Origin of the sequence: Candidatus Desulfofervidus auxilii (assembly GCF_001577525.1) — a bacterium.
GTDB lineage: Bacteria > Desulfobacterota > Desulfofervidia > Desulfofervidales > Desulfofervidaceae > Desulfofervidus > Desulfofervidus auxilii.
Window position 1 is genome coordinate 1,557,052 of the sequence record NZ_CP013015.1, and the last position, 23,776, is coordinate 1,580,827.

Genomic DNA, 23,776 nt, shown 5'->3' on the forward strand with positions numbered 1-23,776 from the left:
CTGGTTGAAACCCACAGCAAACTTGACAGGATAGAAACTTTGTTGTTATAAAATGGCTTTATTTTTTAATCAATGGAGTCCAACGCATGTTTGGTTATCAAGGAAAATTCTTAAGGGTTGACTTAAGCAAGGCAGAAACAAATCTAGAGGAAGCAGATACTGAGGTTTATTTAAATTTTTTAGGAGGGCGCGGTCTAGGAGTAAAGATTTTTTCTGCAGAAGTCTCTCCTGAGATTACTCCTCTAAGTCCTGAAAATAAGATTGTGATGGCTACTGGGCCTCTAACCGGAACAGGTGCAAGCTGTGGTTCTATTTGTAATATTGTTACCAAGTCTAGTTTGACAAAGACCATTATAAGTGCCCAAGCAAAACTTTATTTTGGAGCTGAGCTAAAGGCCAGTGGTTATGATGGCATTATCATTGAGGGAAGGGCCCAAGAGCCTAGTTATCTCTTTATCAAAGACCAAAAAGCTCAATTACTGCCAGCAAAATATTTAAGTGAGATGAATACTGACCAGACAGAAGCCCTAATCCGCTCTACGATAAATGACCCTTGGGAGGCCAGAGAAATCAGAATAATATCCATTGGACCGGCAGGGGAAAAATTACTTCCTTTGGCTGCCTTGGTAACCGATGGGATGTTAGTCCCAAACAGTGTAGGGATTGGGGCAGTTTTTGGGAGTAAAAACTTAAAGGCCATCGTAGTAAGAGGCACCAAAGATATCCTGATTCACGACCCAAAACTATTTTTGAAGGCAGTGGTAAACTCCATTAATGAGTTTTATCAAAGTAGCTCTTTAAAGGCCTTTTCTGAATTATCTAGCTATGTAATCCTTGAGGAGTTTTTAAATAATGGGATTTTATCTGGTTTTTATTTTAGAAAACCTGCTCATCCCATCTCTTTGGCCCACATTAAATCTTATTGGCAAAGAAATAGGGGTTGCTTTGCTTGCCCTGTTAGTTGCTTAAAGACCAAAGAAAACGGAGAGTTTTTGCCTGATATAGATGCCCTTTGGGCCTTGGGCCCTTTGAGTGGAATTTATGACCTAAAAACGATTATCACTGCCTATGATATATGTATTAAAATGGGCTTAGACCCAGTAGAAACGGGTCTTACTTTAGCTTGTTTAATGTCTTTGAAAGAAAGAGGACTTTTAGAAAAAGAAGAATTAAAGATAAAACTCCAGTTCGGAAATAAGGAGGCCTTTTTAGATATTTTAACCTCTATAGTGAAAGAAAAAGAACCTATTTTAGGAAAAGGGGCGTTTGGTGTTTGTCAATATTTGGATAAGCCTGATTTATTCATAGGGGTAAAGGGCAGAAGTGCTGCTTTTGATGCCCAGAGTTATTGGCCTTTGGGACTCCAATATGCTACTTCTAGTTGCGGGGCCACTCATCTAAATGGGTTTGTGTTTTCTCAAGGCATTACTAAAGTTAGGGGAGACATAGTTTCGCAGGTGAAAACACTTCAAGATAAAATTGCCGTTTTAGAGGCTTTGGGCATTTGTCCTCATGGATTAGCAGGCCTTTCTTTGGATACTATGGCTTCCATGCTTGAGGGAGTTAGTGGAATAACCTTAACCCAGGAAGACCTACTGAAAATAGGTGAAAGTATTTATCAATTAGAACATGAATTTAATCAAAAGGCAGGCATTGAAGAAGACAATTTGCCTAAAAGATGGCTTTTTCCCAATTTTTCAAACCTTCTAAAAGATTATCATCAGTTAAGAGGGTGGCAATAATGTATAGAATTCAGATAGACCATAACAAATGCACCGGTTGTAGGTATTGTGAGCTAGCCTGCTCCTTGAATCATCTTACTACTGCCTTAAATCCTAAAAAGGCACGTATTAGGGTTTTGAAGGAAAAAGGCAGATTTTTTCCTGTAATTTCAGGTCCTTATACAGATGCTGCATGTAATATCAAAGTAGACTTGATAATTGGTGACAAGGTTTATGATTTTTGCGATATATGCCGAGCCTCTTGTCCTCATAAGGATATTTTTAAAGACCCAGTGACTACCACCTCTTTTCAATGTGACTTCTGCGGTATTGATGCTCCAGGGCCTTCTTGTGTAAGATGGTGCCCTAGTGGTGCTTTAAAATTAATAGAAATTCCGTCTTATTATTAGGGAGGTAGAAAGCTACATGCCTTCAGTAGGAAGTGTTATGGTGATAGGAGCAGGCATTGCTGGTATCCAGGCGGCTCTCGATTTAGCCGAAAATGGATTTAAAGTCTACTTAGTAGAAAAAGGACCATCTATTGCAGGGAAAATGGCTCAGTTGGATAAGACCTTCCCTACCAATGATTGTGCTATGTGTATTCTTTCTCCCAAACTTTCTGAATGTGCACGCAATGTGAATATTGATATTATTACCTTGGCCCAAATAAGGTCCATTTCTGGCGTCCCTGGGCATTTTAAGGTGGTTATTCACAAAACACCTCGTTATATAGATGAAATTAAATGCACTAACTGTGGTCTTTGTATTCAGTATTGTCCAACTTTAGTCCCAGATAAATACAATCAAGGTTATTCTTACACCAAGTGTATTCATCTTCCCTTTACTCAAGCAATTCCAGCTATTCCAATGATAGAACCCGATGCCTGTCTCTATCTCACGGATCAGATGTGTCAGATCTGCTTCTTAGCCTGTAACTATGAAGCCATAAATTTTAAACAAAGACCATCTGAGCTAGAACTAGAAGTAGGTGCAATAATAATTGCCTCTGGATATGAAGTCTTTGACGCTAGATTAAAAGGTGAGTTTGGGTATGGGGTTTTTGCCAATGTGATTACTTCTTTAGAATTTGAACGTTTGATTTCTGCTAGTGGTCCCTATTTTGGTCATATCCAGAGACCTTCTGATAATCAACCTCCTAAAAAAATTGCCTGGATTCAATGTGTAGGTTCTAGGGATAGGAGATTAAATAGGGGTTATTGTTCTTCTGTGTGTTGTATGTATGCTACCAAAGAAGCCATATTAGCCAAGGAGCATATAAAGGATTTGGACGCTACCATCTTTTATATTGATATTCGTGCTTTTGGAAAGGGTTATGAACGCTACTACCAAAGGGCAGAGGAGCAATACGGCATAAATTATATTAAAAGTCATATATCCACCATTAAGGAAAATCCCCAAAACAAAAACCTGATAATTTCTTATCTAAATGAAGAAGGACAGAAGACAGAAGCAGAATTTGATTTAGTAGTGTTATCTGTAGGAGTAAGTGCTTCTGTGGAGATGGAAGAACTGGCTCAAACATTGGGGATTGAATTAAACCATTATCATTTTTGTCAAACAAATCCATTTACTCCTATAGAAACTAGCAGACCTGGCATTTATGTGTGTGGGATGGCTAGTGCCCCTAAGGACATTCCAGAAGCAGTTATGGACGCCAGTGGCGCGGCCGCGGCAGCAGAGTCTTTATTAGCAGAGTCACGTTTTTCTCTCACTAAAACAAAGGAAATGATGCCAGAAAGAGATGTCTCTGAAGAAGAACCCAAGATAGGGGTATTTATTTGTCATTGTGGAACAAATATTGGGGGAGTCCTCAATGTGCCTCAATTAGTTGAATATAGTAAAAAATTGCCCAATGTAGTTTATGCCCAAAATGTGCTATATGCCTGTGCTACTGATGCTCAAGAATTGATAAAAAAAGCTGTTATAGAGCAAGGTCTTAATCGTTTGGTAATAGCGGCTTGCACTCCCCGCTCTCATTTACCCTTGTTTCAAGAAGTGGCCGCAGAAGCAGGTTTAAATCCTTATCTGGTAGAAATGGCTAATATTCGTGAGCATAATGCCTGGGTTCACAGTCGGGCAGTTAAGGTAGCCATGCTTAAGGCTCAAGCAGCAATAAGAATGGCTGTCGCTAGGGCAGTTAGGCTCAAACCTTTGCAACCCCGGCAATATTCTGTTACTCAATCTGCCTTAGTTATAGGGGGTGGGATTTCTGGGATGACTGCGGCCTTAGAATTGGCCAAACAGGGTTTTGAGGTCCATCTTTTGGAAAAGACAAACCAATTAGGTGGAGTAGCTAAACGGATTCCCAAAACCATTGAAGGGAAAGATGTAAAGACATTTCTTAAAACATTGATTTCTCAAGTTGAAAAGGAAGAAAGGATAAAATTATACTTAAATACTGAAGTATTAAAAACAGAAGGTTTTATAGGTAATTTTATCACTAAAATTCGTAACCGGACTACCAATGAAGAGAGAGAAATTAGACATGGAATAGTGATTATGGCCACTGGTGCCCAAGAATTTAAACCTCATGGTTTTTATGATTATGGTAAGCATCCTAATATTTTTACTTCTTTAGAACTAAAGGAGAAAATAGCTCAAGATAAAGAACAATTTAAGGATAAAAAACAAGTGGTGTTTATCCAATGTGTGGGTTCTAGAAACGAGGAAAGACCCTATTGTTCCCGCACTTGTTGCACCTTGGCTATAGAAAATGCCTTGGCTCTAAAAGAAATTAATCCTGAAATAGATATCTATATTCTTTATCGTGATGTCCGCACTTACGGTTTAAAGGAAGATTATTATGCTCAGGCCAGAGAAAAAAATGTAAAATTTATTCGCTTTGAAAAAAAAACTCTCCACAAGTTTCAGTGGAAGGAGAACAAATTACGGTGCGCGTATATGAACCAAGTTTAGGAGAATATATAGAACTTAATCCTGACTTTTTGGTGCTAAGTGCAGCCATTGTGCCTAATCCAGATAACGAAAAACTGGCACAGATATTTAAAATCTCCTTGACCCAGGATAAATTTTTCTTAGAGGCGCATATGAAATTACGACCTGTGGATTTTTCCTCAGATGGGTTGTTTATGTGTGGCCTGGCCCATGGGCCTAAGTTTATTCCTGAAAGCATTGTTCAAGGACAAGCAGCAGCCAGCCGGGCAGCAACTATCTTGTCTAAGTCCAAGCTCCAAGGAGAGGCTATAATCGCAGAGGTATTTGAGGAAAACTGTGATGGCTGTGGTTATTGTGTAGGTGTATGTCCCTTTATGGCAATTAAGCTTTTTGAATATATGTATCAAGGTGAAGTGAAAAAAATGGTAGAAGTCAATGAATCTTTATGTAAAGGATGTGGTTGTTGTATGGCCACCTGTCCAAAACGTGGTATTATGGTAAAAAATTTCGATTTAGATATTTTGTCAGCCATGATTGAGACGGCATTGCTCTCATCTGGCTAAAAGGAGGAAGATACAATGCCCAAACGCATTGGCATAGAGGTTTCTATTGCAATAGCAGAAGCGGTTAAACTCTGTGATGTAGACATTATTTGTGCCTACCCTATTACTCCTCAAACGCATATTGTAGAACACTTATCAGAATTAGTGGCCAATGGAGAATTGGATGCAGAGTTCATTCCTGTAGAATCAGAACACTCTGCTATGAGTGTAGCTGTAGGGGCCTCGGCTACCGGAGCAAGAGTTTATACCGCTACCAGTGCTCAAGGCTTATTTTTAATGCATGAAGTTTTGTTCATTGCCTCTGGTATGCGATTGCCTATTGTTATGACAGTGGCCAATCGTGCCCTTTCTGCCCCTATTAGCATCTGGAATGACCACAGTGATATTATGGCTGAGAGAGATATAGCTTGGATTCAAACCTTTGCTATTAATGGTCAAGAAGTCTATGATTTAACCTTTCACGCCTTTAGGGTGGCCGAGGATAAAAATGTTCAATTGCCAGTAATAGTTAATCTGGATGGATTTACCTTAACCCATGTGATTGAACCTATAGAGTTGGTTGACCAGGAGGCAGTAGAAAAATATTTACCTCCAAGGGAACCGATTTTGACCTTACATCCCGACCATCCAATTACCATGGGTCCGGTGGGTGTGCCTGAGATTTATACTGAGGCCAGGAGGCAAATAGAAGTAGCGCTAATGCAATCTTATGATACAATTGTGAAGGCCTGGGAAGAGTTTGGGCAAATCTTTGGTAGGCAATACCATCCTATAGAGACTTACCGCACTGAAGACGCAGAACTCATCTTTGTTACTATGGGTTCTTTTACCGAAAACGCCATGATGGCGGTGGATGAACTTCGGGATAAAGGGGAAAGAGTAGGTCTTATTTATATTCGCCTGTGGCGACCTTTTCCTCATAAAGACTTCCATCAGGCCATAGGTGAGGCAAAGACTTTGGTAGTGTTAGACCGCGCTATTACTTATGGGGTTAATAGTGGTCCGGTTTATTCTGAAATTCGCTCTTCTTTATATGATAAACCCAAGAAACCATATATTCAGGGATTTGTGGCTGGCTTGGGGGGAAGAGATGTGCCTGTAGAAAGTTTTATAGAGATGGCTGAGATAGCTAAGAAGGCTAGGAGAGCAAAATTTTCCCAATATATACATTTTGATGTAAAGGAAGATTAAATGTTTGGATGGCAAGGCAAGGCATTAAGGGTAAATTTAACTAATGGTTTGGTGGAAACAGAACTTATTGCAACAGAGCTTTTAGAAGACTACCTGGGTGGTTGCCTATTGACAGGAAAGATAGCTGAGCTGGAAAATATTTCGGCTGAGAATAACAAATTGGTCATCAGTAATGGTGTCCTTACAGGCACAGGAACACCAGGTGCTGCCTTATGTGCTATAGGGGCACATGTATTCCCCGAGTTTTTTTGTTGTCCTCTCTGGTACCACCTAGGAGCCGAATTAAAGTTCTGTGGTTACGATGTGATTATTATAGAAGGAGAGGCGCCTGTATGGAGTTATCTATTGGTATCAGATAATGAGGTTAAAATCATATCAGGAGAAGAAATAAAAGGGCTTTCCCTTAGAGAGACAGAAAATTTTATTAGAGATGGATATAGTAAATGGTTGGGAAATGAAATTAGGATTTTAAGTATTGGTGAGGCAGGTGAAGGTCAGTCAGCATTAGCAAGTTTAGTGAATGATGGTCTTCTTATTTCTCATTCAGGAGGAATTGGAAGTGTCTTTGGAGAAAAACGCTTAAAGGCCATAGCGGTAAGGGGAATACAAGATTTCAAACTGGCACATGCCTCTAAATTTGTTGATATTATTACCAAAGCTATTCAAAATTTTAGAGACAATAAAGACCGTATTTATGAACAAATGGCTAATATATGTGAGGAATTAAATCTGCCTTTAGTGGAGAAGATTTACTATGGTTCAGAAAAAAGAGGGTGTTTAGGGTGCCCTATTGCTTGTTTGCAACAAAAACAAGAGGAATTTTTACCTCACTTTACTACACTTTTTTGTCTTACACACCTCCTGGGTCTCTATAGATTGGAGGAAATTTTGGTAATTTATCACCTTTGTTTAAAAAAAGGTATTGACCCTATCGCCCTGAGTGTTGCTGCCAGATGTGTTATAGAATTGGTAAAGCAGGGAAAGGTAAAAGAAACTTCCTTAAAAATCGGTGACATAGAAGGACTTATAAATTTAATAACCGATCACGATTCTCTATTGCATAAAGGTGCAGCCAGATTAGCCCAAGAATATAACATAGAAGAATATTTTAAGGGATTAAAAAAGGAATTAAATGAGCACTTGGGGATTATATTTGGTAATCTAAACCAGGTTAATGAAAAAATGCACATTTTAGACGCCTTGGGAATATGTCCTTATATTCTTTTGGGTTTTCCTTTTGAGATGATTAAAGAGACCTTTAAGACAGTTACAGGAAAGGAGTTGGATGAAGGAAGTTTGAAAAATAGAGGGTTAAAATGGATGGAAGATTATACCGTATTCAGATAGACACTAATAAGTGCACCGGTTGTCGCCATTGCGAAACGGCCTGTTCGTTAGTCCACACCTCAGGTAAGATTAACTACCATCGGGCCCGAATAAGGATAATTAGTCTTGAAGACAGATTTTTACCCTTGATGGCCGGGCCTTATGTGCCTATTACGCAGGAATGTGCTTCTAAAAAACTGGTAACCATTAATGGTAAAACCTATGACCAGTGTATTCTCTGTCGGGCTTCTTGCACTAACAAGTCTATTTTTAAAGAACCTGATAGTGGTATCCCTTTAAAGTGTGATTTTTGCGCGTTTAGACCAGAAGGTCCTGCCTGTATCGAGTTTTGCACTAGTGGGGCCTTGAGTTTGGTAAGGATTAAAGAATAATGTTTACTGCAGATTTTTTAAAAGAGGTCAATCAGCATAGCGGAGAAAAGGTTCAACTGTGTTTTCAATGCTTTAAGTGTAGCTTGGGATGCCCGGTGAGCTTTGCCATGGATTATCTCCCTCATCAATTGTTACGTATGGTCCAAATGGGTCTAAAAGATAGAGTGTTACATAGTCATACCATTTGGGTATGTGCGGCTTGCGAAACTTGCACCACCCGATGCCCAAATCATATTGACATTGCTAGGGTAATAGATACTTTAAGACAGATGGCCATAAAACAGGGCAAACCAGCAGAAAAGCCTATCGTGGCCTTTCATAAAGCATTTTTAAATTCAGTGCGCCGTCATGGGAAGCTAAATGAGTGGGAATTAATGGCAGAATATAAGTTGCGCAGCACCAGATTTTTAGACGACTTATGGCTTATACCTGAAATGTGGAAAAGAAAGAAGTTGTTTTTAAGGATAAGAGGTGTACATAAGAAATCCGAGATAAAAAAAATTTTTAAAAAGGCAAAGGCATGGAACAACTAGGGTATTATCCAGGTTGCACTTTAGAGACCACAGGCAGAGAATTTGATATGACTACGCGCATAACTTGTCAGCAATTAGGTATAGAGCTAGTAGAAATACCAGATTGGAATTGTTGTGGAGCCAGTTCCGCTCATGAACTCAATAATTATTTGGCTATTTCTTTGGCTGCGCGTAATTTGGCTATCGCTGAACAAAAGTTGGCTCTGGATGTAGTTATTCCCTGTGCTGCCTGCTTTAACCGTTTAAAAGTAGCCCAAAAGGCTTTGTTAAACAAAGCTTATTCAGAATTTGTTTTTGAAGGTAGAACAAAGGTTTATGACCTTCTGCGCTTTTTGGCTCAACCTCGGTATAAAAAGAGGCTGAAACATCAAGTAGGAAAATCTTTAAAAGGATTAAAGGCAGTAGCTTATTATGGGTGTTTGTTAACTCGTCCTCCAGAAGTTACCGATCATCCCCATCCTGAAAACCCTACAGAGATGGATGAGATTTTAAAAATATTAGGTGTGGATTGCCTATTCTGGTCTTATAAGACTGATTGCTGTGGGGCTAGCCTTACGGTAGGCAGAGTAGATGTTGTGCATCAATTAGTAAAAAAACTTTATGACCATGCCTTGGAAGTAGGGGCAGAGTGTATAGTAACCGCTTGTCCTTTATGTCATGCCAATTTGGATTTAAGACAAAAGGAAATTAATGAAAAATTTAATAAAAACTATTATCTTCCCATTTTTTATTTCACAGAGTTAATGGTGTTAGCTATGGATATCAATGATACAGAAGTATGGGCAAGAGGTCATTTGGTGGATCCAATACCTTTGTTAAAGGAGAAGGGATTATGCTAGAAATAAGATTTCATGGTCGAGGTGGTCAAGGAGCGGTTACCTGTACGGAATTAATTGCCAAAGCGGCTATTGCCGAGGGTAAATACGCTCAGGCCTTCCCCAGTTTTGGTGCTGAAAGAAGAGGAGCACCAGTAACAGCCTTTTTACGTGTTTCTGATCGTCCTATTCGGATAAGACAAAATATTTATGAGCCAGATGTAATAGTGGTATTAGACCCTACTTTGCTTGGACCAGGGGTTTCTAAAGGCTTGAAAAAAAATGGTTTTATTATTACTAATTCCCCCAAGACCCCAACTGAAGTCAAGAAAGAGTATGATTTTGAACAAAAGGTAGCCACAGTAGATGCCACTAAGATAGCCTTGGATACCATTCGTTTACCTATTACTAATACTACTATGCTAGGAGCGGTAATTAGGGCTACTCAAATCGTAAGCCTGGAATCTTTGGCAGAGGTATTGGAAGAAAGGTTTGGCCGTTTAGCAAAGAGGAATCAACAGGCCATGGAAAGGGCCTTTACTGAAACCAAAATAGGAGACTAAAAATATGGGAAAGGTAAATGCAATAATAAGTTGGAAGAAATTGAATTTAGGCATAGCCATTACTGAGCCCGGAAGTGCCAGAAAATTTCTTACCGGTGATTGGCGAACGCAACGTCCTGTTTTGGATAAGGAGGCCTGCATTAGATGCGGACGGTGTTGGATTTATTGTCCTGAAGGGGCTTATACTGAAGATGAAGAAGGTTATTTTCAGTGTAACTTAGATTACTGTAAAGGTTGTGGTATTTGTGCCCAAGAATGCCCTGAAGGGGCAATCAATATGGTTTTAGAAGAAAAAGAATAGGAATTTTAATGAGGTAAGAAAAATGATACCAGCAGAAAAAAAGGTATTTGAGGGTTTTAAAGCGAGGGAGTTACCTAAAGAGGACCTTTTTACTCAAGGACATCGTGCTTGCCAAGGGTGTGGAGGAGCTTTAGCCTTGCGTTTAATCACCAAGGCAATAGGTAGAAGGGTTATTGTAGCTAATGCCACTGGGTGTATGGAAATTATTTCTTCTGCTTTTCCTCAAACTGCCTGGGATGTTCCTTGGATTCATGTAGCCTTTGAAAACGCAGCTGCAGTGGCTTCTGGGGTAGAATCAGCCCTTAAGGCCATGATGCGTAAAGGGAAATTAAAGGAAGAGAAAATTTTTGTTTTAGCAGTTGCTGGTGATGGTGGCACAGCGGACATTGGTCTGCAGGCCCTTTCCGGTGCTTTAGAGAGAGGACATGATTTTGTTTATGTATGTATTGATAATGAAGCATATATGAATACTGGTATTCAGCGTTCTTCTTCCACCCCATTTGGCGCTCGCACTACTACCTCTCCGGCTGGTAAAAAAAGTATCGGTCAAATGACCCGGAAAAAAAATGTGCCTGCCATTGCTGTGGCCCATGATATTCCTTATGTAGCTACCGCTTGCCCTACTTATTATTTAGATTTGATGAATAAGGTGAAAAAAGCCATAGAAACTCCTGGTCCTGCCTATCTCCATTGTCTATCAGCCTGCCCCACAGGCTGGCGGTGTGCTCCTAATTTAGCCATCGAAGTAGGGCGTTTGGCTGTGGAGACAGGGGTCTTTCCATTATATGAGGTAATAAATGGCCGATATAAGATTAATTATCCACACCGTCGTTTAAAACCCGTAAGACAATATTTAGAAATGCAAGGAAGATTCAGACACCTCACCGATGAATATATTGAAATCATCCAGGAAAGGGTGAATAAAGAAATGGCCAAACTCAGGGCCTTAGAGCGATTTGCTAGTTTTTATGAGAGTGTGTTAGCGAATTTTTAGTAACTGCTTTTAGGGTTAAAACTAGCAATTTGCTACCAACACATATAGCAAACCTCTTCCATTTATACCCATTTTTGCTGCGTTTTATTTTTTGGATAGAATTCATATTACCAAAGGGTTTTCCATTCAAGTTTTTCAAGAGTTCTTTTCATACTTGAGATTTCATACTTAATAGTGGAAAGGTCAGAGCGAATTTCTTCCAAAACAGAACCAGACATAGTCCTTGCTTGGAAAATCTCTAAAAGAGTTACCAGGCAAGATTCTATCTTCTTTAGACTTTCTGTCTGCTCTTGCAATATTTCCAACAGTCTTTCATTGAAATTTTTTTCTGTCTCTTGGCTTTGTTTTTTCTTACCCATAATCTAAGCCCTTTGTTTCCTTTTAATACTGATGTCGAATAATCTTTCCTTCTAGCAAAAAGACTACATCTTCGGCAATATTTGTGGCATGGTCAGCTACTCTTTCCCAACACCCATTAACAATAATTAAATGTGCTCCTCGCTTGACACCTGCACTATGAGTCATCATAAAATTCAATAGTGTGGTAAATATATAGTCTCTTAAGGCATCTACTTCATCGTCTCTCTTACAAACTTTAACAGCCAGGTCTAAATCCTTATAAACAAAGGCATTCACTGCTTCACTCAGCATCTCTATGGCTATTTCAGCAATGGATTGTAACTCATCTAAACAACAATAGAGGGGTGGCCTCTTTGCCAGTTCTATCACCCTTTGAGCCACGTTTACTGCCTGGTCTCCACACCGCTCTAAGTCAGAATTCATTCGCATAGCTGTGGTAATAAACCTTAAATCACTAGCCATAGGTTGATATCTGGCTAAAAGAGAAAGACCTTGTTTATCTATTTGCATCTCTATGTTATCAATTTCATCATCTCTTTTTATTATCTCTTTTGCCAGTTTTTCATCCCTTTCTCTAAAAGCCTTTAAACTGTCACCCAGGGACCTTTCCACCATAGAGGCCATCTTCAACAAATTCATCTTAAGGTCATTTAGTTCATTGTGAAAGCGCCTTTCCATATTATCCAAATCTTCCTGTAATATAGTCTTCTGTCTGTTTCTCCCTGGGTTTGGTAAATATATCTTCTGTATTTCCTACTTCAATAATCCTTCCCATATAAAAAAACGCAGTGTAATCAGAGACACGGGCTGCCTGTTGCATATTATGGGTGACAATAATAATAGTGTATTTTTCTTTTAGTTTGTGGATTAACTCTTCTATTTTTTGAGTAGCAATGGGGTCTAAGGCAGAACACGGTTCATCCATAAGTAATACTTCAGGCTCAATGGCTAGGGCACGGGCAATACAAAGCCTTTGCTGTTGTCCCCCAGAAAGAGAAAGTCCTGATTTCTTAAGTTTATCTTTTACTTCATCCCAAAGAGCGGCTGCCTTAAGACTTTCTTCTACTTTGGCTGCAATCTCGGCTTTATTTCTCCTGCCATTTATCTTTAGCCCATATGCTATATTTTCAAAAACTGACTTCGGTAAGGGATTGGGTCTTTGAAACACCATACCTACTCTTCTCCTTATCTCTGTCACATCTATGTTCTTACCATAAATATTTTTACCATCCAAGAGCACCTTTCCTTCAACCCTTGCTCCAGGGATGAGGTCATTCATCCTGTTTAAACATCTAATGAAGGTGCTTTTTCCACAACCCGAAGGCCCAATTAGGGCAGTTACTTTATTCTCTAGAAATTCAAGAGAGATATTTTTTAACGCACAAAAGTCTCCATAATAAAAGCTCAGATTTTCGGTAACTATCTTTATTTTCATCTTGGCCATTTAATAAAAAATGTAGAGCCTTTTCCTAATTCGCTTTCTACCCAAATCTCGCCACCATGGGTTTCAACAATATGTTTTGCAATAGAAAGTCCTAATCCTATACCCCCTAATGTCCTGGAGCGATTTTTATTCACCCTATAAAAACGCTCAAAGATACGAGTTAAATCCTTCTTGGGAATGCCTATGCCTGTGTCACTAACTTTTATAAGCATAAAATTATTTTGTCCTTCAGCACTTATTTCAATCTTACCTTTTTCTGTATATTTTAATGCATTATCAATAAGATTATTAAACACTTGTCTTGCCTTTTCTTCATTAGCCCATATAGTTTGGTTATCTTTTATCTTTATTTCCATTCCAATACCCCTTTCTTGGGCCTTCTCTCTAAGTGTTTCCATTATTTCTTCTATTAATTCTTTTAAGGAAATATGTTCTTTTTCCACCCGAAAACCCACACTTTCAATCCTAGAAAGCTCAATTAAATCATGTGTTAGTTTAATTAAAAAATTCGTGTGTTTCAAAATAATGGAGGTGAATTCTTTAATCTTCTCTAGGTCTTTTTCATATAACACCGTTTCTGCATATCCCTTAATGCTGGTAAGGGGCGTGCGTAATTCATGTGAGACATTGGCCACAAAGTCTTTCCTCATCTTTTCAAGCTTTTTTAGGTGAGTGATGTCATAAAATACAGCGATGGTGCCAATTGTTTCTACATTGTGTTTTATGCCACAAAGATGCACTTCAAAGACCCTTTCTTGGGGATAAGGAATAACTAGTTCTATAGATATCTTTTCTGTCCCATTTATCACCTCTTCTATTCCCTTAATCCATGCCTTATCTCGCAAGATTTCTATAGAACTCTTGCCTATTTCTACTTGGGGAAAGAGTGATTTAAAGGCATTATTATAAAGCACAATTTCCCCCTTTTTATCCGTCACCACAATTCCTTCATAAATACTTTTTAAAATAGTTTCTAAATAAGTTTTCTCCTGATTTAATTGACTTATATATTGGTCAATTCTTCTAGCCAAATCATCAATAGTATAAGCCAATGTGCCTATTTCATTTTTAGGATAAATACCAATCCTCTTTTTGAAATCTCCTTTGGCCAGAGTAATAGCAGTTTCTGTAATTTTTTTAATTGGGTTAGTAAAGCTCTGAGAAAGTAAGAGGCTAATAATTATAGCCAGAAAAAGTCCCAATCCCAAAGACATCCAAATAATCCTTTCTACTTGAGAGATGGTCTGTTCAACTTGGGTTAGAGGCAAAGAGATTCTTACTACCCCTATTAAATTTTCTTGTTTTACTAAGGGTAAGGCCACATAAAGCATTTCTTGTCTTAGAGTAGTGCTATAACGCTTGGTTATTCCAATATTTCTCTTTAAGGCACTCATTACCTCTGGTCTATGACTGTGATTTTCCAAATATCTCAATTTTTCCTTACTTACTTCTGAATCAGCTACTACCCTTCCTGAAATATCAATGATAGTAACCCTTGCTCCCAGAATCTTTCCTATCTCATCAGCCAAAGGATCCAGGTCAAAATTAAGGGTTAAATCCTGCTTTATTAAAAAGCTGCGGATGAGTTCATTCTCTCGTGTTAGTTTTGTTTCTAGCTGATTTATAAGGTAATCTCTTAGACCAAATTTGAGATATATATAGGCAATAGTAAAACAAAGGATTAAAATACTTAAAAAAGATAAAAATAATTTTTCCCTCAGACCAAGTCTATTCCTCAAAACGGTCTGCCTTTAAGAAGTGCTTTTCTGGTGAGGAAGACATCCTTCTTAACACTACCTTATATTTTTCCTTTTCCAGATGATAGGCAATCAAATTGACAATATCTTTATCATCCTCAATAACCAGAATAGTGGGCATCTGTTGAAAATTTAACATCTATGAAAAAGTTGTGCAACCCTTTTTAAGAAATCTTAATAGGCTGTAGCAGTTGTAGCAGGACAAATTCCTCCTTCTTTCCATAAATCGGTCAATTTAAGTTCTGTCAATTCTTTCATTATCGTCTCCTCCTATAATAGTTTTCTTTATAGGAGAATATACTCTGTTTTTTATGTTTTGAAAATTTACACATTTAATTTTACACTTACCGGGGGACAACTGAAACTTGAGTTTCTCCCTGCGATGTGTCATAATGACCATGTGGTTTAATCAAAGGATAGGAGGGGTGATATGGAGGGTGACATTTCCCGGCTTGAACAAAAGCTTAGTCCAAGTGATAGAAATTTACTGAGAAAATTTATAAATAACCTTCTCAAAAAAGAAAAATATACACAGCTTAGAAAAGAAATTGAAGATCGAAGGAAAGAAGTAGAAAGAGGCGAGTATTTAACTCATGAAGAATTCTGGGAAGACATTTGATATTATTTACGCCAAGGGTGTCAAAAAGGATTTGAAAAATATTTCAAAAAGCGATCTTCAACGCATAAAAAAAGCCATAGAAAAACTAAGAAATTTTCCGGATATCAAATGTTCGACATCTAACTGCCCATCCTTTAGCAGATTTCAGGTTAAGAGTGGGAGAATACCGCGTTCTATTCGACGTTAAATTTTCAGAAGAGATAATAATAGTGCTCAAAATCGGCCACAGAAAGGGCGTTTACTGATCCTACTTTGAGAATAACAGAACCTGAATGCGATTCACACACAGCCTGGGAAGTAACCAAATAATTTCCAGAAACTTTCCGAAAAGAAAGGTAAGGTGAGCAGGATAAAAATTTTAATTGACACATTAATAAAACTTTTCTATTGTAAGTGGAAATGGAAGCAAAGAAATTTTATGAAATTTATTTGGATATAAAAAATCCTTTTCCCCATCAGCTTCAGTTCTTTCATTTGGCCTTAAACGATAAATTTCCCATTTTGGTCAAAGCCCCAACTGGTTCAGGAAAGACAGAAATGGCAATAGTGTTGTTGGATAAAAATCAGATAGAAACAGGCACAGAATGTTAGACGCTGTCAAAGAACTAGGTGATTGTATTTTAGATAGAGAAAATAAAGATAAACTAACCATTTTATTAGAACCCCTTTACAAGGCCAACCAAGAAGAGCCGCGGCTTTTGACTATTGACATAGATATAACCACCGCACCTCAATATTTAGGAATAAGTATAGAGCCGTATCGGACAGATAAAATTGAAAAGTATCTTTATAAAAGAGGTTCTTCTAGGGGAGCTAATTTTTCTCCCACTACCCAAATTACAGACACTTCTAGAACATATCAAATTAAAATTTTAGGTTGGTTTCGGGATTGTGAAAAGAGAAAAAAAGAATTTTCTGAAGAAGACCAATCTTTCATACAAACACTGCACGAACTTTTAAAAGAGAAAGAAAAGGAAATTGTCAGCGATTTGGGAGAAAAATGGGAAGAAACAAAGATTTCCTGCGTGACCTTGCGTTTTAAAAAGGATAATGAGTGGCTTTATCTTGGAGACTTAAAGATTTTTAAGGACTTTCTTCTTAAAAAGGTATTTGAAAAAGAGGCCAAAATTGCAGGTCAAAATAAGATTTGCTCTTTGTGTAAACAGAGAAAATCATCTGTATTTTTAGATTCGTCTATCTTTAAGTTTTTTAACATAGACAAACCAGGTTTTATTACTGGCGGGTTTATTCAAGAAGATGCCTGGCACATGTTTCCTCTTTGTTCTGATTGTAAGTTAAGTTTGGTAGAAGGCAAAAATTTCTTGCAAAATTTACAGTTCACTTTTGTTAAGGGTATGCAGTATTTTCTTATTCCTCACTTTCTTTTGGGGAAAGAGCAAGTAAGAGAGGAAGTTTTAGATATCTTATTGAATGCCCAAAAGCGAGTTACTCTAAGCAAGGAAAGTAAAAAGAATATTACGGCCGATGAAGAAGATATCTTATTTTATCTTAAAGAAGCAGAAGATACCATCAGTTTTTATCTTTTGTTCTTAAAAAAGGAACAATCCGCAGAGCGCATTTTGCTTTTAATAGAAGATGTTTTACCTTCCAGATTGCAAACCATTTTTAAGGCAAAATATAAGGTAGATAAGAAATTTGAGCCTTTAGATTATAATTTTGATCATTGCTTACGCAAATTCTTTTTTAAAACCGATGAGAAAAATAAAAGAGCAGATTTGGATAAGTATTTTTTGGAAGTAATAGATAAGGTTTTCAAGGATAGGACATTAAGTTTATCTTGGCTATTACAGTTTTTTATGCATGAGATAAAAAAAGACTTTTTTAAAACCTATGCGCAAAATGATAACTACCGTTTTCAAAACAGTGTGCGTTATACCTTAATGAACTTAGACTTTTTTACTAATTTAGGTTTGCTTCCTATAAAATCTTTTAAGGAGGAAGGCATGTTTGTTGCTTTATATGAAAAGTATCAACTGGATAGTGCGTTAAAAAGAGGGCTCTTTTTGCTAGGTGCCTTAACTGAGCTTCTTTTGCAAATTCAGCGGGTAAAAAGGGATGGGAGTATGCCTTTTTTCAAACAACTAAAAGGACTTAAGATGAATGAAAGTGAAATAAAAGGGCTTTTGCCCAAGGTTATCAATAAGTTTATTGAGTATGAGAGCTATGGAAGAGGTAAACGTCTTTTGGCAGAAGAAGCATCTAAAAATCTATTAAATAGTGGTAGTAATTGGAAAATAACTTTAGATGAAATTAATTTCTATTTTGCCGTGGGCATGGCTTTAGCCAGTGAAGTAAAGGAAATAGCAGAAAACACAGGAGGAGGAGATGAAAGAAATAGTTAAAAATCGGTCGGAAATATTGTTTTTGTATGATATTGCCTGGGCAAATCCTAATGGTGATCCTGCCGATGAAAACAAGCCACGCATAGATGAAGAAACAGGTAAAAACATTGTAACCGATGTGCGGTTAAAACGGACAGTGAGAGATTATTTACATGATTTTAAGAACCAAGAAATCTTTGTAAGAGAAATAGAAATTGCCCCAGGAAACATTCAAGATGCCAAGGCACGAGCTGAGGATTTTCTTGTGGATGAGAAAGGGAACAAACTTGATAAGTCTAAGTTAGATTTAAATAAAATGAAAGAAATTATTGAAAAAAACATTTTATCTAAGTGTATTGATGTGAGGCTCTTTGGAGCTACTATTCCTTTGGAAAAGAGCAGACAGGAAAAAAGCTCTCTTACCTATACCGGCCCTGTGCAATTTAAGATGGGTCAGTCATTACATCGGGTAAAACTGCACTACATTAAAGGCACAGGTGCCTTTGCTTCAGAAGCAGGTAAAGAACAAAAGACCTTTAGAGAAGAATGGGTTTTGCCCTATGCCTTAATCTGTTTTTACAGCGTCATTAATGAAAATGCGGCTAAAATTACGCATCTTACCGAAGACGATGTAAATCTTCTTATGGAGGCCTTTTGGAATGGCACTAAAAATCTTATTTCCCGCTCCAAAATGGGACAGATGCCAAGGTTTTTATTGAGGGTGGTTTATAAACAAAAGAATTATCATATTGGAGACTTGGATAAACGGATAAAGCTTGTAACAGATAAACCAGATGAGGAAGTTAGAGGAATAGAAGACTATAGACTGGATGCAAGTGGGCTTATTGAAACATTAATTAAACACAAAGATAGAATTGAAGAAGTTATCTATGGTAAGGATGGATTGCTTAAGACAAAGCCTGATGATTTTGAAAACCAACTAAATCAAGAAGGGATTAACGTAAAATTATGCAATTTTTAGTCTTTGACATCTGGGGAGATTACGGACATTTTAAACGGTTTTATACCACTACCTCGCCCCTTACCCACTCCTTTCCTCCACCAACAGCAGTATTTGGCATGTTAGGGGCGATTTTAGGAGTGGATAAAAGAGAATATTTACGGCATATTAATTTAAATACCCTATCTTTAAGCATAGCCATCGTAAATCTAATCAAAAAGGCAAGATACGGGCTTAACCTTGTGAATACCAAAGATAATTTTTGGGTGCCAGTAAAAAAAGCCTATCATGAACCCCGTATTCAGGTAAAAACAGAATTTTTAAAAGAATGTCGTTTCAGGATATATGTCTGCTTTCATAATCCCAAGTGGCAAGATAAATTAAAAGAAAATCTATCTGCCCATAAAACCCACTACACACTTTCTTTAGGCTTAGCATCTTGTTTGGCTAATTTTGATTATATGGGAGAATTTGAAGCAAAGAAAGAAGATGAAAAAGAACTTCATATTCACAGCGTAGTGTCCATGTCCAAGTTCATAAATGTCTCTTTAGAACAGGGAAAGAAATATTTTAAAGAAAGAGTGCCTTGTAACATGACACCTGACAGAGAAGTTACTTCTTATGAAGATGTGATCTTTAATCCTGATGGACAAATAGAAAATCCGTTAAAACTTAAAGTAAAAGAATGCTTCTTACTGGAAAATAACGAGTGTATTGTTACCTTCTAATATGAAGCAGCTTTATGCGCATTCTGACGGCACAACTTTAGAGGAACATTTATATAAAACAGCCCTTACAGCTCAAAAATTGGCCCGAGAAAAACACACTTCCCTTTTTCCAAAAGAGTTATTTGTCCAGCTAGCCATCTTACTCGGAGCAACACATGATATAGGTAAGGCCACTTCTTATTTTCAGGATTACCTTACCGCAGATAAAAAGAAAAAATCTCCCTTACAGCACCACAGCCTTTTTTCCGCCATCTGGACATATTATCTGGCAAAACAAATTACAGACGATTCCCTTTTACCTTTTCTTTGTTTTGTGGTGGTAAAAAGACATCACAATGATTTAGCAGATATAAAAACTGAAACCTCTCTGGATGAAACTAAAACGCTGAAAAAACAGTTTGCAGCTTTAAATAAAGAAGAATTAGAGGCAATTTTTCAAAGCTTAAGTGAGAGACTGAACGCACCGTTTCTAAAGCTAGACCCAAAAGAATTTCCGAGATACCTTGAAGATATTCACTCTGAGTTAAGCAAAATCAGACGTAGGTATTTGAGAAAACTAAATGGAGACAACCTATATCTTTATTTGAAATTAGCTTTGTTATATTCCATCCTCTTGGATGCTGATAAGACGGCTACGGTTTTAAAAGACGAAAGTATTGTTAAAGAACGCCGGGATATTTCTGGGAAAATCGTTTTAAAATACAAAGAATCAGTCTTTAAAAATGCTCCACAGACCTTTATCAATCACTTAAGAGACCTGGCCTTTGAAGAAGTAGGTAGCTGTCCAATTAGTTTAGGGGAGAGATTTTATTGTTTAAATTTACCCACAGGTTTGGGAAAAACATTAATAGGGTTACACTTTGCCCTTAAATTGCGAGAAAATATTGCCCAGTCTGGCTATACCCCACGCATTATCTATGCCCTGCCCTTTTTAAGCATTATTGATCAAAACTATGAAATTTATCAGCAGGTGTTAAGTACAGAATATAAAATAGATTCTCATTATTTGCTTAAACATCACCACCTTACGGATATAGTTTTTTATGAAAATGACAGAGAGTTTGACTTTGATGCTGCCAAAATTTTATTAGAAGGCTGGAATGCCGAAATAATTGTCACAACTTTCATCCAGCTTTTCCACACACTTATTGGCTACAAAAATAGAATGTTGCGTAAGTTCCACAAGCTTGCAGGTGCTATTATCATCTTGGATGAAGTGCAAGCAATACATCACAAATACTGGCTGGTAGTAAAGGGAATTTTGACTTCACTGGCTACACAGCTTAACACCTACATTCTGCTTTGCACGGCTACCCAGCCTTTAATTTTCCCTAAAAGTGCTTTAAGAGATACCTGTGAAAAAGAAAAATACTTTAGGCAGTTAGACAGAATTACTATTTATCCTCATTTAACTAAGAAACAAACTTTAGAGGCATTTATTAATGAATTTTCTCCCGTAAAGAAAACATTATTTATCGTAAACACCATCAATGCGGCCAAAACCCTTTTTCGCCTTTTGCAAGGAAGGTATCCTCAAGAGAAGATTGCTTACTTAACCACGCATATCATTCCTAAAGAGAGATTAAAACGCATTAAAGAAATTAAGCAGGGTAAATACAAACTCTGTGTTTCAACGCAACTGGTAGAAGCAGGAGTGGATATAGATTTTCCAGTTGTTTATAGAGACTTAGCTCCATTAGATGCCCTTATCCAATCAGCAGGTAGATGTAACAGGAATGCTGAAGAAAAAGGAACAATGTATGTCTTAAATCTTATCAATGAAAAGGGAAAACGCTATGCCTATCAGGTTTATGATCTCTGGTTAATTGACAAAACAGAGAAAATTTTGGTCAGATATAGCTCTATTTCTGAACCTGACATTTTAGAACTCATAAACTCTTATTATGAGGAAGTAAACCAAGAAAAGCCCGATGAAACGGCAAAAGCTTTATTGAAATCTTTACAGACCTTGCATTTTAATGGCGAAAAAGAAACCTATCCAGTAAGTAACTTTCGTCTTATAGAAGAAGATTATCCTAAGTGGGAGGTGTTTATAGAATATGATGAAGAAGCAAAAATGCTATGGAAAGAATTTACCCAAATTCGCAAGATTAAAGACAGGTTTGAAAGAAAAATGGCCTATGAGCAGATAAAATCAAGATTTAGTCAATACATCATCAGCGTGCCTCAAACCATAGAAAACAGACCTCCTGTAGTGGAAAACCTTTTATATGTGCCTTATGAACAATTGGAAGATTTTTATGATAAAGAAACAGGATATAAGCTTGAAGGAGGAGTGATGGTTTTTTAGGAGGGGTAGGGATGAGTGGGGAGAAAAGAAGCAAGTCTTTTTTATATAGCCGTGCTGGGAATTAATCCCCCCCATCACCTTCCTTTCCACCTCAATCTTCTCAAACAAGTTTTTCATTAAATTTGACAGTTGTTTTTCGCAAATTCACTGTTTATGGGCGTTTTTAAGCGTAAATGAAGATGGGTACTACATTTAGGATTACTTGAAGTCTTCATTTATGCGTATTATAATGCGCCAGGAGGTAAAAATGCAAAAGGTAAGGAGATTAAACATAACTATTTCTGAGGAAGTTTATGAAGCCTTACATCGTGTAGTTGGGCCACGGAAAATAAGTAAGTTTATAGAAAGTTTAGTACGGCCTTATGTGGTAAAAGAAGACCTTACTAAAGCTTATCAAGAAATGGCAGCAGATAGACAAAGAGAAAAGGAAGCTAAAGAATGGACAGAGGGATTGATTGGAAATTTAGATAAAATTGGGTTCTGTGACTGAAAAAGAGATGGCTGAGATAGAAAAAGCAATCAAAATCCAGCTTGGATTTATTTAGACATATCTGCCTTTCATTAGCAACCATCTTATAATTTAACATTAAAACGCTTGTCACGAGAGGTAGCGAATTTTAAAACACTACTTGACAACAAAATATTTTAGTATTTTTGTGCACTAAAATGCACAAAACTTCAAATTTTTGTTCAGTTTATTTAAAATAATCAATGCTACGCATCACTGGCACCTTAATCTGGTATTACTATGTTTGCAAAAGAGAAGTTTGGCTCATGGCACATGAGTTACATCCTAATCAAGAAGATCCGTTTTTAGAGATTGGACGTCTTATTCAAAAAGAAAGCTATGCTAGGGAGAAAAAGGAAATAGAACTTGGACATATTAAGATTGATTTGATAAAAAAGGCAGACGGTGAGTTTATTGTAGGTGAGATCAAAAAGTCCTCTCGTTTTGAACACCCAGCCAAGATGCAACTGGCCTATTACCTCTATTGCCTAAAACAATATGGCATTGCTGCTACAGGTGAGCTTTTAATTCCCAAGGAGAAAAAACGCATCAAGGTAGAATTGACCGAAAACATAAAAGCTGAACTGAAACAAACCATCTCCGCTATCAAAGAAATTATAAAACAAGAAAAACCACCCTTACCACAAAGAACTAAATATTGCTCTCACTGCGCTTATAAGGAATTTTGTTGGGTATAATAAATTTTTATCTTGTAATTTACCATATTGCCTTGTATAATTTGCAAGGAGGTGATTTAAAATGAAAACATCAGTAACAAAAAGGGGACAAACAGTCATTCCGGCTTCTATTCGGAAAAAATATAAAATAAATGAGGGAACCATCCTTCAATGGATTGATACAGAAGAGGTAATTAAAGTGATTCCTATACCTAAAAATACAATTAGCTCTTTGCGAGGTATAGCAAAGGGAGAAAAACTTCTAGAAAAATTGCTCAAAGAGAGAGCCTTAGATGAGAGAAGAGAATAAATACCTTTTTGATACCTCAGCCTGGTTCACACTTTTAGAAGATGAAGAGGGAGCAAACCAGGTAGAAAGGCTGCTAAAAAATGAGAAGATTGTTGTGCCATTCATCATTCTCTTAGAAATTTATTATATTACTTTACAGGAAAAAGGCACAGAGACCGCAGACAAAAGATATGCAATGATAAAAAGTTTAGACCTAGAAATTTTATGGAAAATAGATGAGCCTACTCTTATGTTAGCAAGCTATTTTAAGGCAAAGTATAGAATTTCTTTAGCTGATGCAATAATTGCTGCTTTTGCTAAGAAAGAAAACGCCATTTTAGTTCACAAGGACCCTGAATATGAAATTTTAAAGCATAAGGTTAAACAGCTTATATTGCCTTATAAGAAGAAATTATTAAGAAAAACCTCCTCTGCTCCAAAAGACTAAGTAAGTATTGTTCTCAT

27 protein-coding genes are annotated in these 23,776 nt (G+C 37.2%); 22 read left to right on the forward strand and 5 right to left on the reverse strand.

The window, feature by feature from the left end:
- Positions 1-86 precede the first annotated feature (86 nt).
- From HS1_RS07850 to porB, 12 genes are read left to right on the forward strand one after another with little or no spacing between them, the layout of a single operon-like run.
- Positions 87-1,742 (forward strand): aldehyde ferredoxin oxidoreductase family protein, encoded by a 1,656-nt coding sequence (locus HS1_RS07850; protein ID WP_066063322.1) that lies wholly within the window; start codon positions 87-89, stop codon positions 1,740-1,742.
- Complete coding sequence (locus HS1_RS07855; RefSeq protein WP_066063325.1) at positions 1,742-2,131, forward strand: 4Fe-4S dicluster domain-containing protein; 390 nt, start codon at positions 1,742-1,744, stop codon at positions 2,129-2,131. Before HS1_RS07850 ends, HS1_RS07855 begins: the two co-directional genes overlap by 1 nt.
- 16 nt (positions 2,132-2,147) lie before the next feature.
- On the forward strand, positions 2,148-4,658 hold the full coding sequence (locus HS1_RS07860) for an FAD-dependent oxidoreductase (RefSeq protein WP_245669938.1): 2,511 nt from the start codon (positions 2,148-2,150) through the stop codon (positions 4,656-4,658).
- Entirely contained in the window at positions 4,634-5,200 is a 567-nt protein-coding gene (locus HS1_RS13655; RefSeq protein ID WP_245669939.1) for a 4Fe-4S binding protein, read from the forward strand. Before HS1_RS07860 ends, HS1_RS13655 begins: the two co-directional genes overlap by 25 nt.
- Before the next feature lie 15 nt (positions 5,201-5,215).
- The gene (locus HS1_RS07865) at positions 5,216-6,391 is read left to right on the forward strand and encodes a transketolase C-terminal domain-containing protein (RefSeq protein ID WP_066063328.1); all 1,176 of its coding nucleotides are present in this window, start codon (positions 5,216-5,218) and stop codon (positions 6,389-6,391) included.
- Entirely contained in the window at positions 6,392-7,738 is a 1,347-nt protein-coding gene (locus HS1_RS07870; RefSeq protein WP_066063332.1) for an aldehyde ferredoxin oxidoreductase N-terminal domain-containing protein, read from the forward strand.
- The gene (locus HS1_RS07875; RefSeq protein ID WP_066063335.1) at positions 7,708-8,109 is read left to right on the forward strand and encodes a 4Fe-4S dicluster domain-containing protein; all 402 of its coding nucleotides are present in this window, start codon (positions 7,708-7,710) and stop codon (positions 8,107-8,109) included. The genes HS1_RS07870 and HS1_RS07875 overlap by 31 nt, the downstream gene beginning before the upstream one ends.
- Positions 8,109-8,642, forward strand: coding sequence for a 4Fe-4S dicluster domain-containing protein (locus tag HS1_RS07880; RefSeq protein WP_066063338.1), 534 nt, complete (start codon positions 8,109-8,111; stop codon positions 8,640-8,642). Before HS1_RS07875 ends, HS1_RS07880 begins: the two co-directional genes overlap by 1 nt.
- A complete protein-coding gene (locus HS1_RS07885) occupies positions 8,630-9,481 on the forward strand; it encodes a CoB--CoM heterodisulfide reductase iron-sulfur subunit B family protein (protein WP_066063342.1) in 852 nt (283 codons plus the stop codon). The genes HS1_RS07880 and HS1_RS07885 overlap by 13 nt, the downstream gene beginning before the upstream one ends.
- The gene (locus HS1_RS07890; protein WP_066063346.1) at positions 9,475-10,020 is read left to right on the forward strand and encodes a pyruvate ferredoxin oxidoreductase subunit gamma; all 546 of its coding nucleotides are present in this window, start codon (positions 9,475-9,477) and stop codon (positions 10,018-10,020) included. Before HS1_RS07885 ends, HS1_RS07890 begins: the two co-directional genes overlap by 7 nt.
- A 4-nt stretch (positions 10,021-10,024) precedes the next feature.
- A complete protein-coding gene (locus tag HS1_RS07895; RefSeq protein ID WP_066063349.1) occupies positions 10,025-10,321 on the forward strand; it encodes a 4Fe-4S binding protein in 297 nt (98 codons plus the stop codon).
- A 22-nt stretch (positions 10,322-10,343) separates the two neighbouring features.
- Positions 10,344-11,315 (forward strand): pyruvate synthase subunit PorB, encoded by a 972-nt coding sequence (porB, locus tag HS1_RS07900; protein ID WP_066063352.1) that lies wholly within the window; start codon positions 10,344-10,346, stop codon positions 11,313-11,315.
- Positions 11,316-11,422: 107 nt separating this feature from the next.
- On the opposite strand, the gene HS1_RS07905 is transcribed toward porB, so the two are convergent.
- From HS1_RS07905 to HS1_RS13165, 5 genes are read right to left on the reverse strand one after another with little or no spacing between them, the layout of a single operon-like run.
- Positions 11,423-11,674, reverse strand: coding sequence for a hypothetical protein (locus HS1_RS07905; protein ID WP_066063355.1), 252 nt, complete (start codon positions 11,672-11,674; stop codon positions 11,423-11,425).
- Positions 11,675-11,696: 22 nt separating this feature from the next.
- The gene (gene phoU, locus HS1_RS07910; protein WP_066063358.1) at positions 11,697-12,353 is read right to left on the reverse strand and encodes a phosphate signaling complex protein PhoU; all 657 of its coding nucleotides are present in this window, start codon (positions 12,351-12,353) and stop codon (positions 11,697-11,699) included.
- Position 12,354: 1 nt separating this feature from the next.
- Positions 12,355-13,110 (reverse strand): phosphate ABC transporter ATP-binding protein PstB, encoded by a 756-nt coding sequence (pstB, locus tag HS1_RS07915; RefSeq protein ID WP_156469422.1) that lies wholly within the window; start codon positions 13,108-13,110, stop codon positions 12,355-12,357.
- Entirely contained in the window at positions 13,107-14,858 is a 1,752-nt protein-coding gene (locus HS1_RS07920; RefSeq protein WP_066063364.1) for a HAMP domain-containing histidine kinase, read from the reverse strand. The genes pstB and HS1_RS07920 overlap by 4 nt, the downstream gene beginning before the upstream one ends.
- The gene (locus HS1_RS13165) at positions 14,848-14,997 is read right to left on the reverse strand and encodes a hypothetical protein (protein WP_216638260.1); all 150 of its coding nucleotides are present in this window, start codon (positions 14,995-14,997) and stop codon (positions 14,848-14,850) included. Before HS1_RS13165 ends, HS1_RS07920 begins: the two co-directional genes overlap by 11 nt.
- A 309-nt stretch (positions 14,998-15,306) precedes the next feature.
- On the opposite strand from HS1_RS13165, the gene HS1_RS07925 reads away from it, so the two are divergent.
- The 10 genes from HS1_RS07925 to HS1_RS07970 all read left to right on the forward strand — a co-directional run bounded on the left by HS1_RS07925 (position 15,307) and on the right by HS1_RS07970 (position 23,759).
- Positions 15,307-15,495 (forward strand): hypothetical protein, encoded by a 189-nt coding sequence (locus tag HS1_RS07925; protein WP_066063367.1) that lies wholly within the window; start codon positions 15,307-15,309, stop codon positions 15,493-15,495.
- Positions 15,496-15,894: 399 nt separating this feature from the next.
- Positions 15,895-16,086: a hypothetical protein gene (locus HS1_RS07930; RefSeq protein ID WP_066063370.1), complete on the forward strand. Its 192-nt coding sequence runs from the start codon at positions 15,895-15,897 to the stop codon at positions 16,084-16,086.
- The gene (locus tag HS1_RS07935; RefSeq protein ID WP_066063373.1) at positions 16,080-17,858 is read left to right on the forward strand and encodes a TIGR02556 family CRISPR-associated protein; all 1,779 of its coding nucleotides are present in this window, start codon (positions 16,080-16,082) and stop codon (positions 17,856-17,858) included. Before HS1_RS07930 ends, HS1_RS07935 begins: the two co-directional genes overlap by 7 nt.
- Positions 17,842-18,819: a type I-B CRISPR-associated protein Cas7/Csh2 gene (gene cas7b, locus HS1_RS07940; RefSeq protein WP_172793663.1), complete on the forward strand. Its 978-nt coding sequence runs from the start codon at positions 17,842-17,844 to the stop codon at positions 18,817-18,819. Before HS1_RS07935 ends, cas7b begins: the two co-directional genes overlap by 17 nt.
- A complete protein-coding gene (gene cas5b / locus HS1_RS07945) occupies positions 18,807-19,526 on the forward strand; it encodes a type I-B CRISPR-associated protein Cas5b (RefSeq protein WP_066063376.1) in 720 nt (239 codons plus the stop codon). The genes cas7b and cas5b overlap by 13 nt, the downstream gene beginning before the upstream one ends.
- A gap of 1 nt (position 19,527) precedes the next feature.
- A complete protein-coding gene (locus HS1_RS07950) occupies positions 19,528-21,837 on the forward strand; it encodes a CRISPR-associated helicase/endonuclease Cas3 (RefSeq protein ID WP_066063379.1) in 2,310 nt (769 codons plus the stop codon).
- A 247-nt stretch (positions 21,838-22,084) separates the two neighbouring features.
- Positions 22,085-22,327 (forward strand): hypothetical protein, encoded by a 243-nt coding sequence (locus HS1_RS07955; RefSeq protein ID WP_066063382.1) that lies wholly within the window; start codon positions 22,085-22,087, stop codon positions 22,325-22,327.
- 221 nt (positions 22,328-22,548) lie between these two features.
- Complete coding sequence (cas4, locus tag HS1_RS07960; RefSeq protein ID WP_066063384.1) at positions 22,549-23,043, forward strand: CRISPR-associated protein Cas4; 495 nt, start codon at positions 22,549-22,551, stop codon at positions 23,041-23,043.
- Between the two features lie 61 nt (positions 23,044-23,104).
- The gene (locus tag HS1_RS07965) at positions 23,105-23,332 is read left to right on the forward strand and encodes an AbrB/MazE/SpoVT family DNA-binding domain-containing protein (RefSeq protein ID WP_066063393.1); all 228 of its coding nucleotides are present in this window, start codon (positions 23,105-23,107) and stop codon (positions 23,330-23,332) included.
- Positions 23,316-23,759: a PIN domain-containing protein gene (locus HS1_RS07970; RefSeq protein WP_066063396.1), complete on the forward strand. Its 444-nt coding sequence runs from the start codon at positions 23,316-23,318 to the stop codon at positions 23,757-23,759. The genes HS1_RS07965 and HS1_RS07970 overlap by 17 nt, the downstream gene beginning before the upstream one ends.
- Positions 23,760-23,776 lie beyond the last annotated feature (17 nt).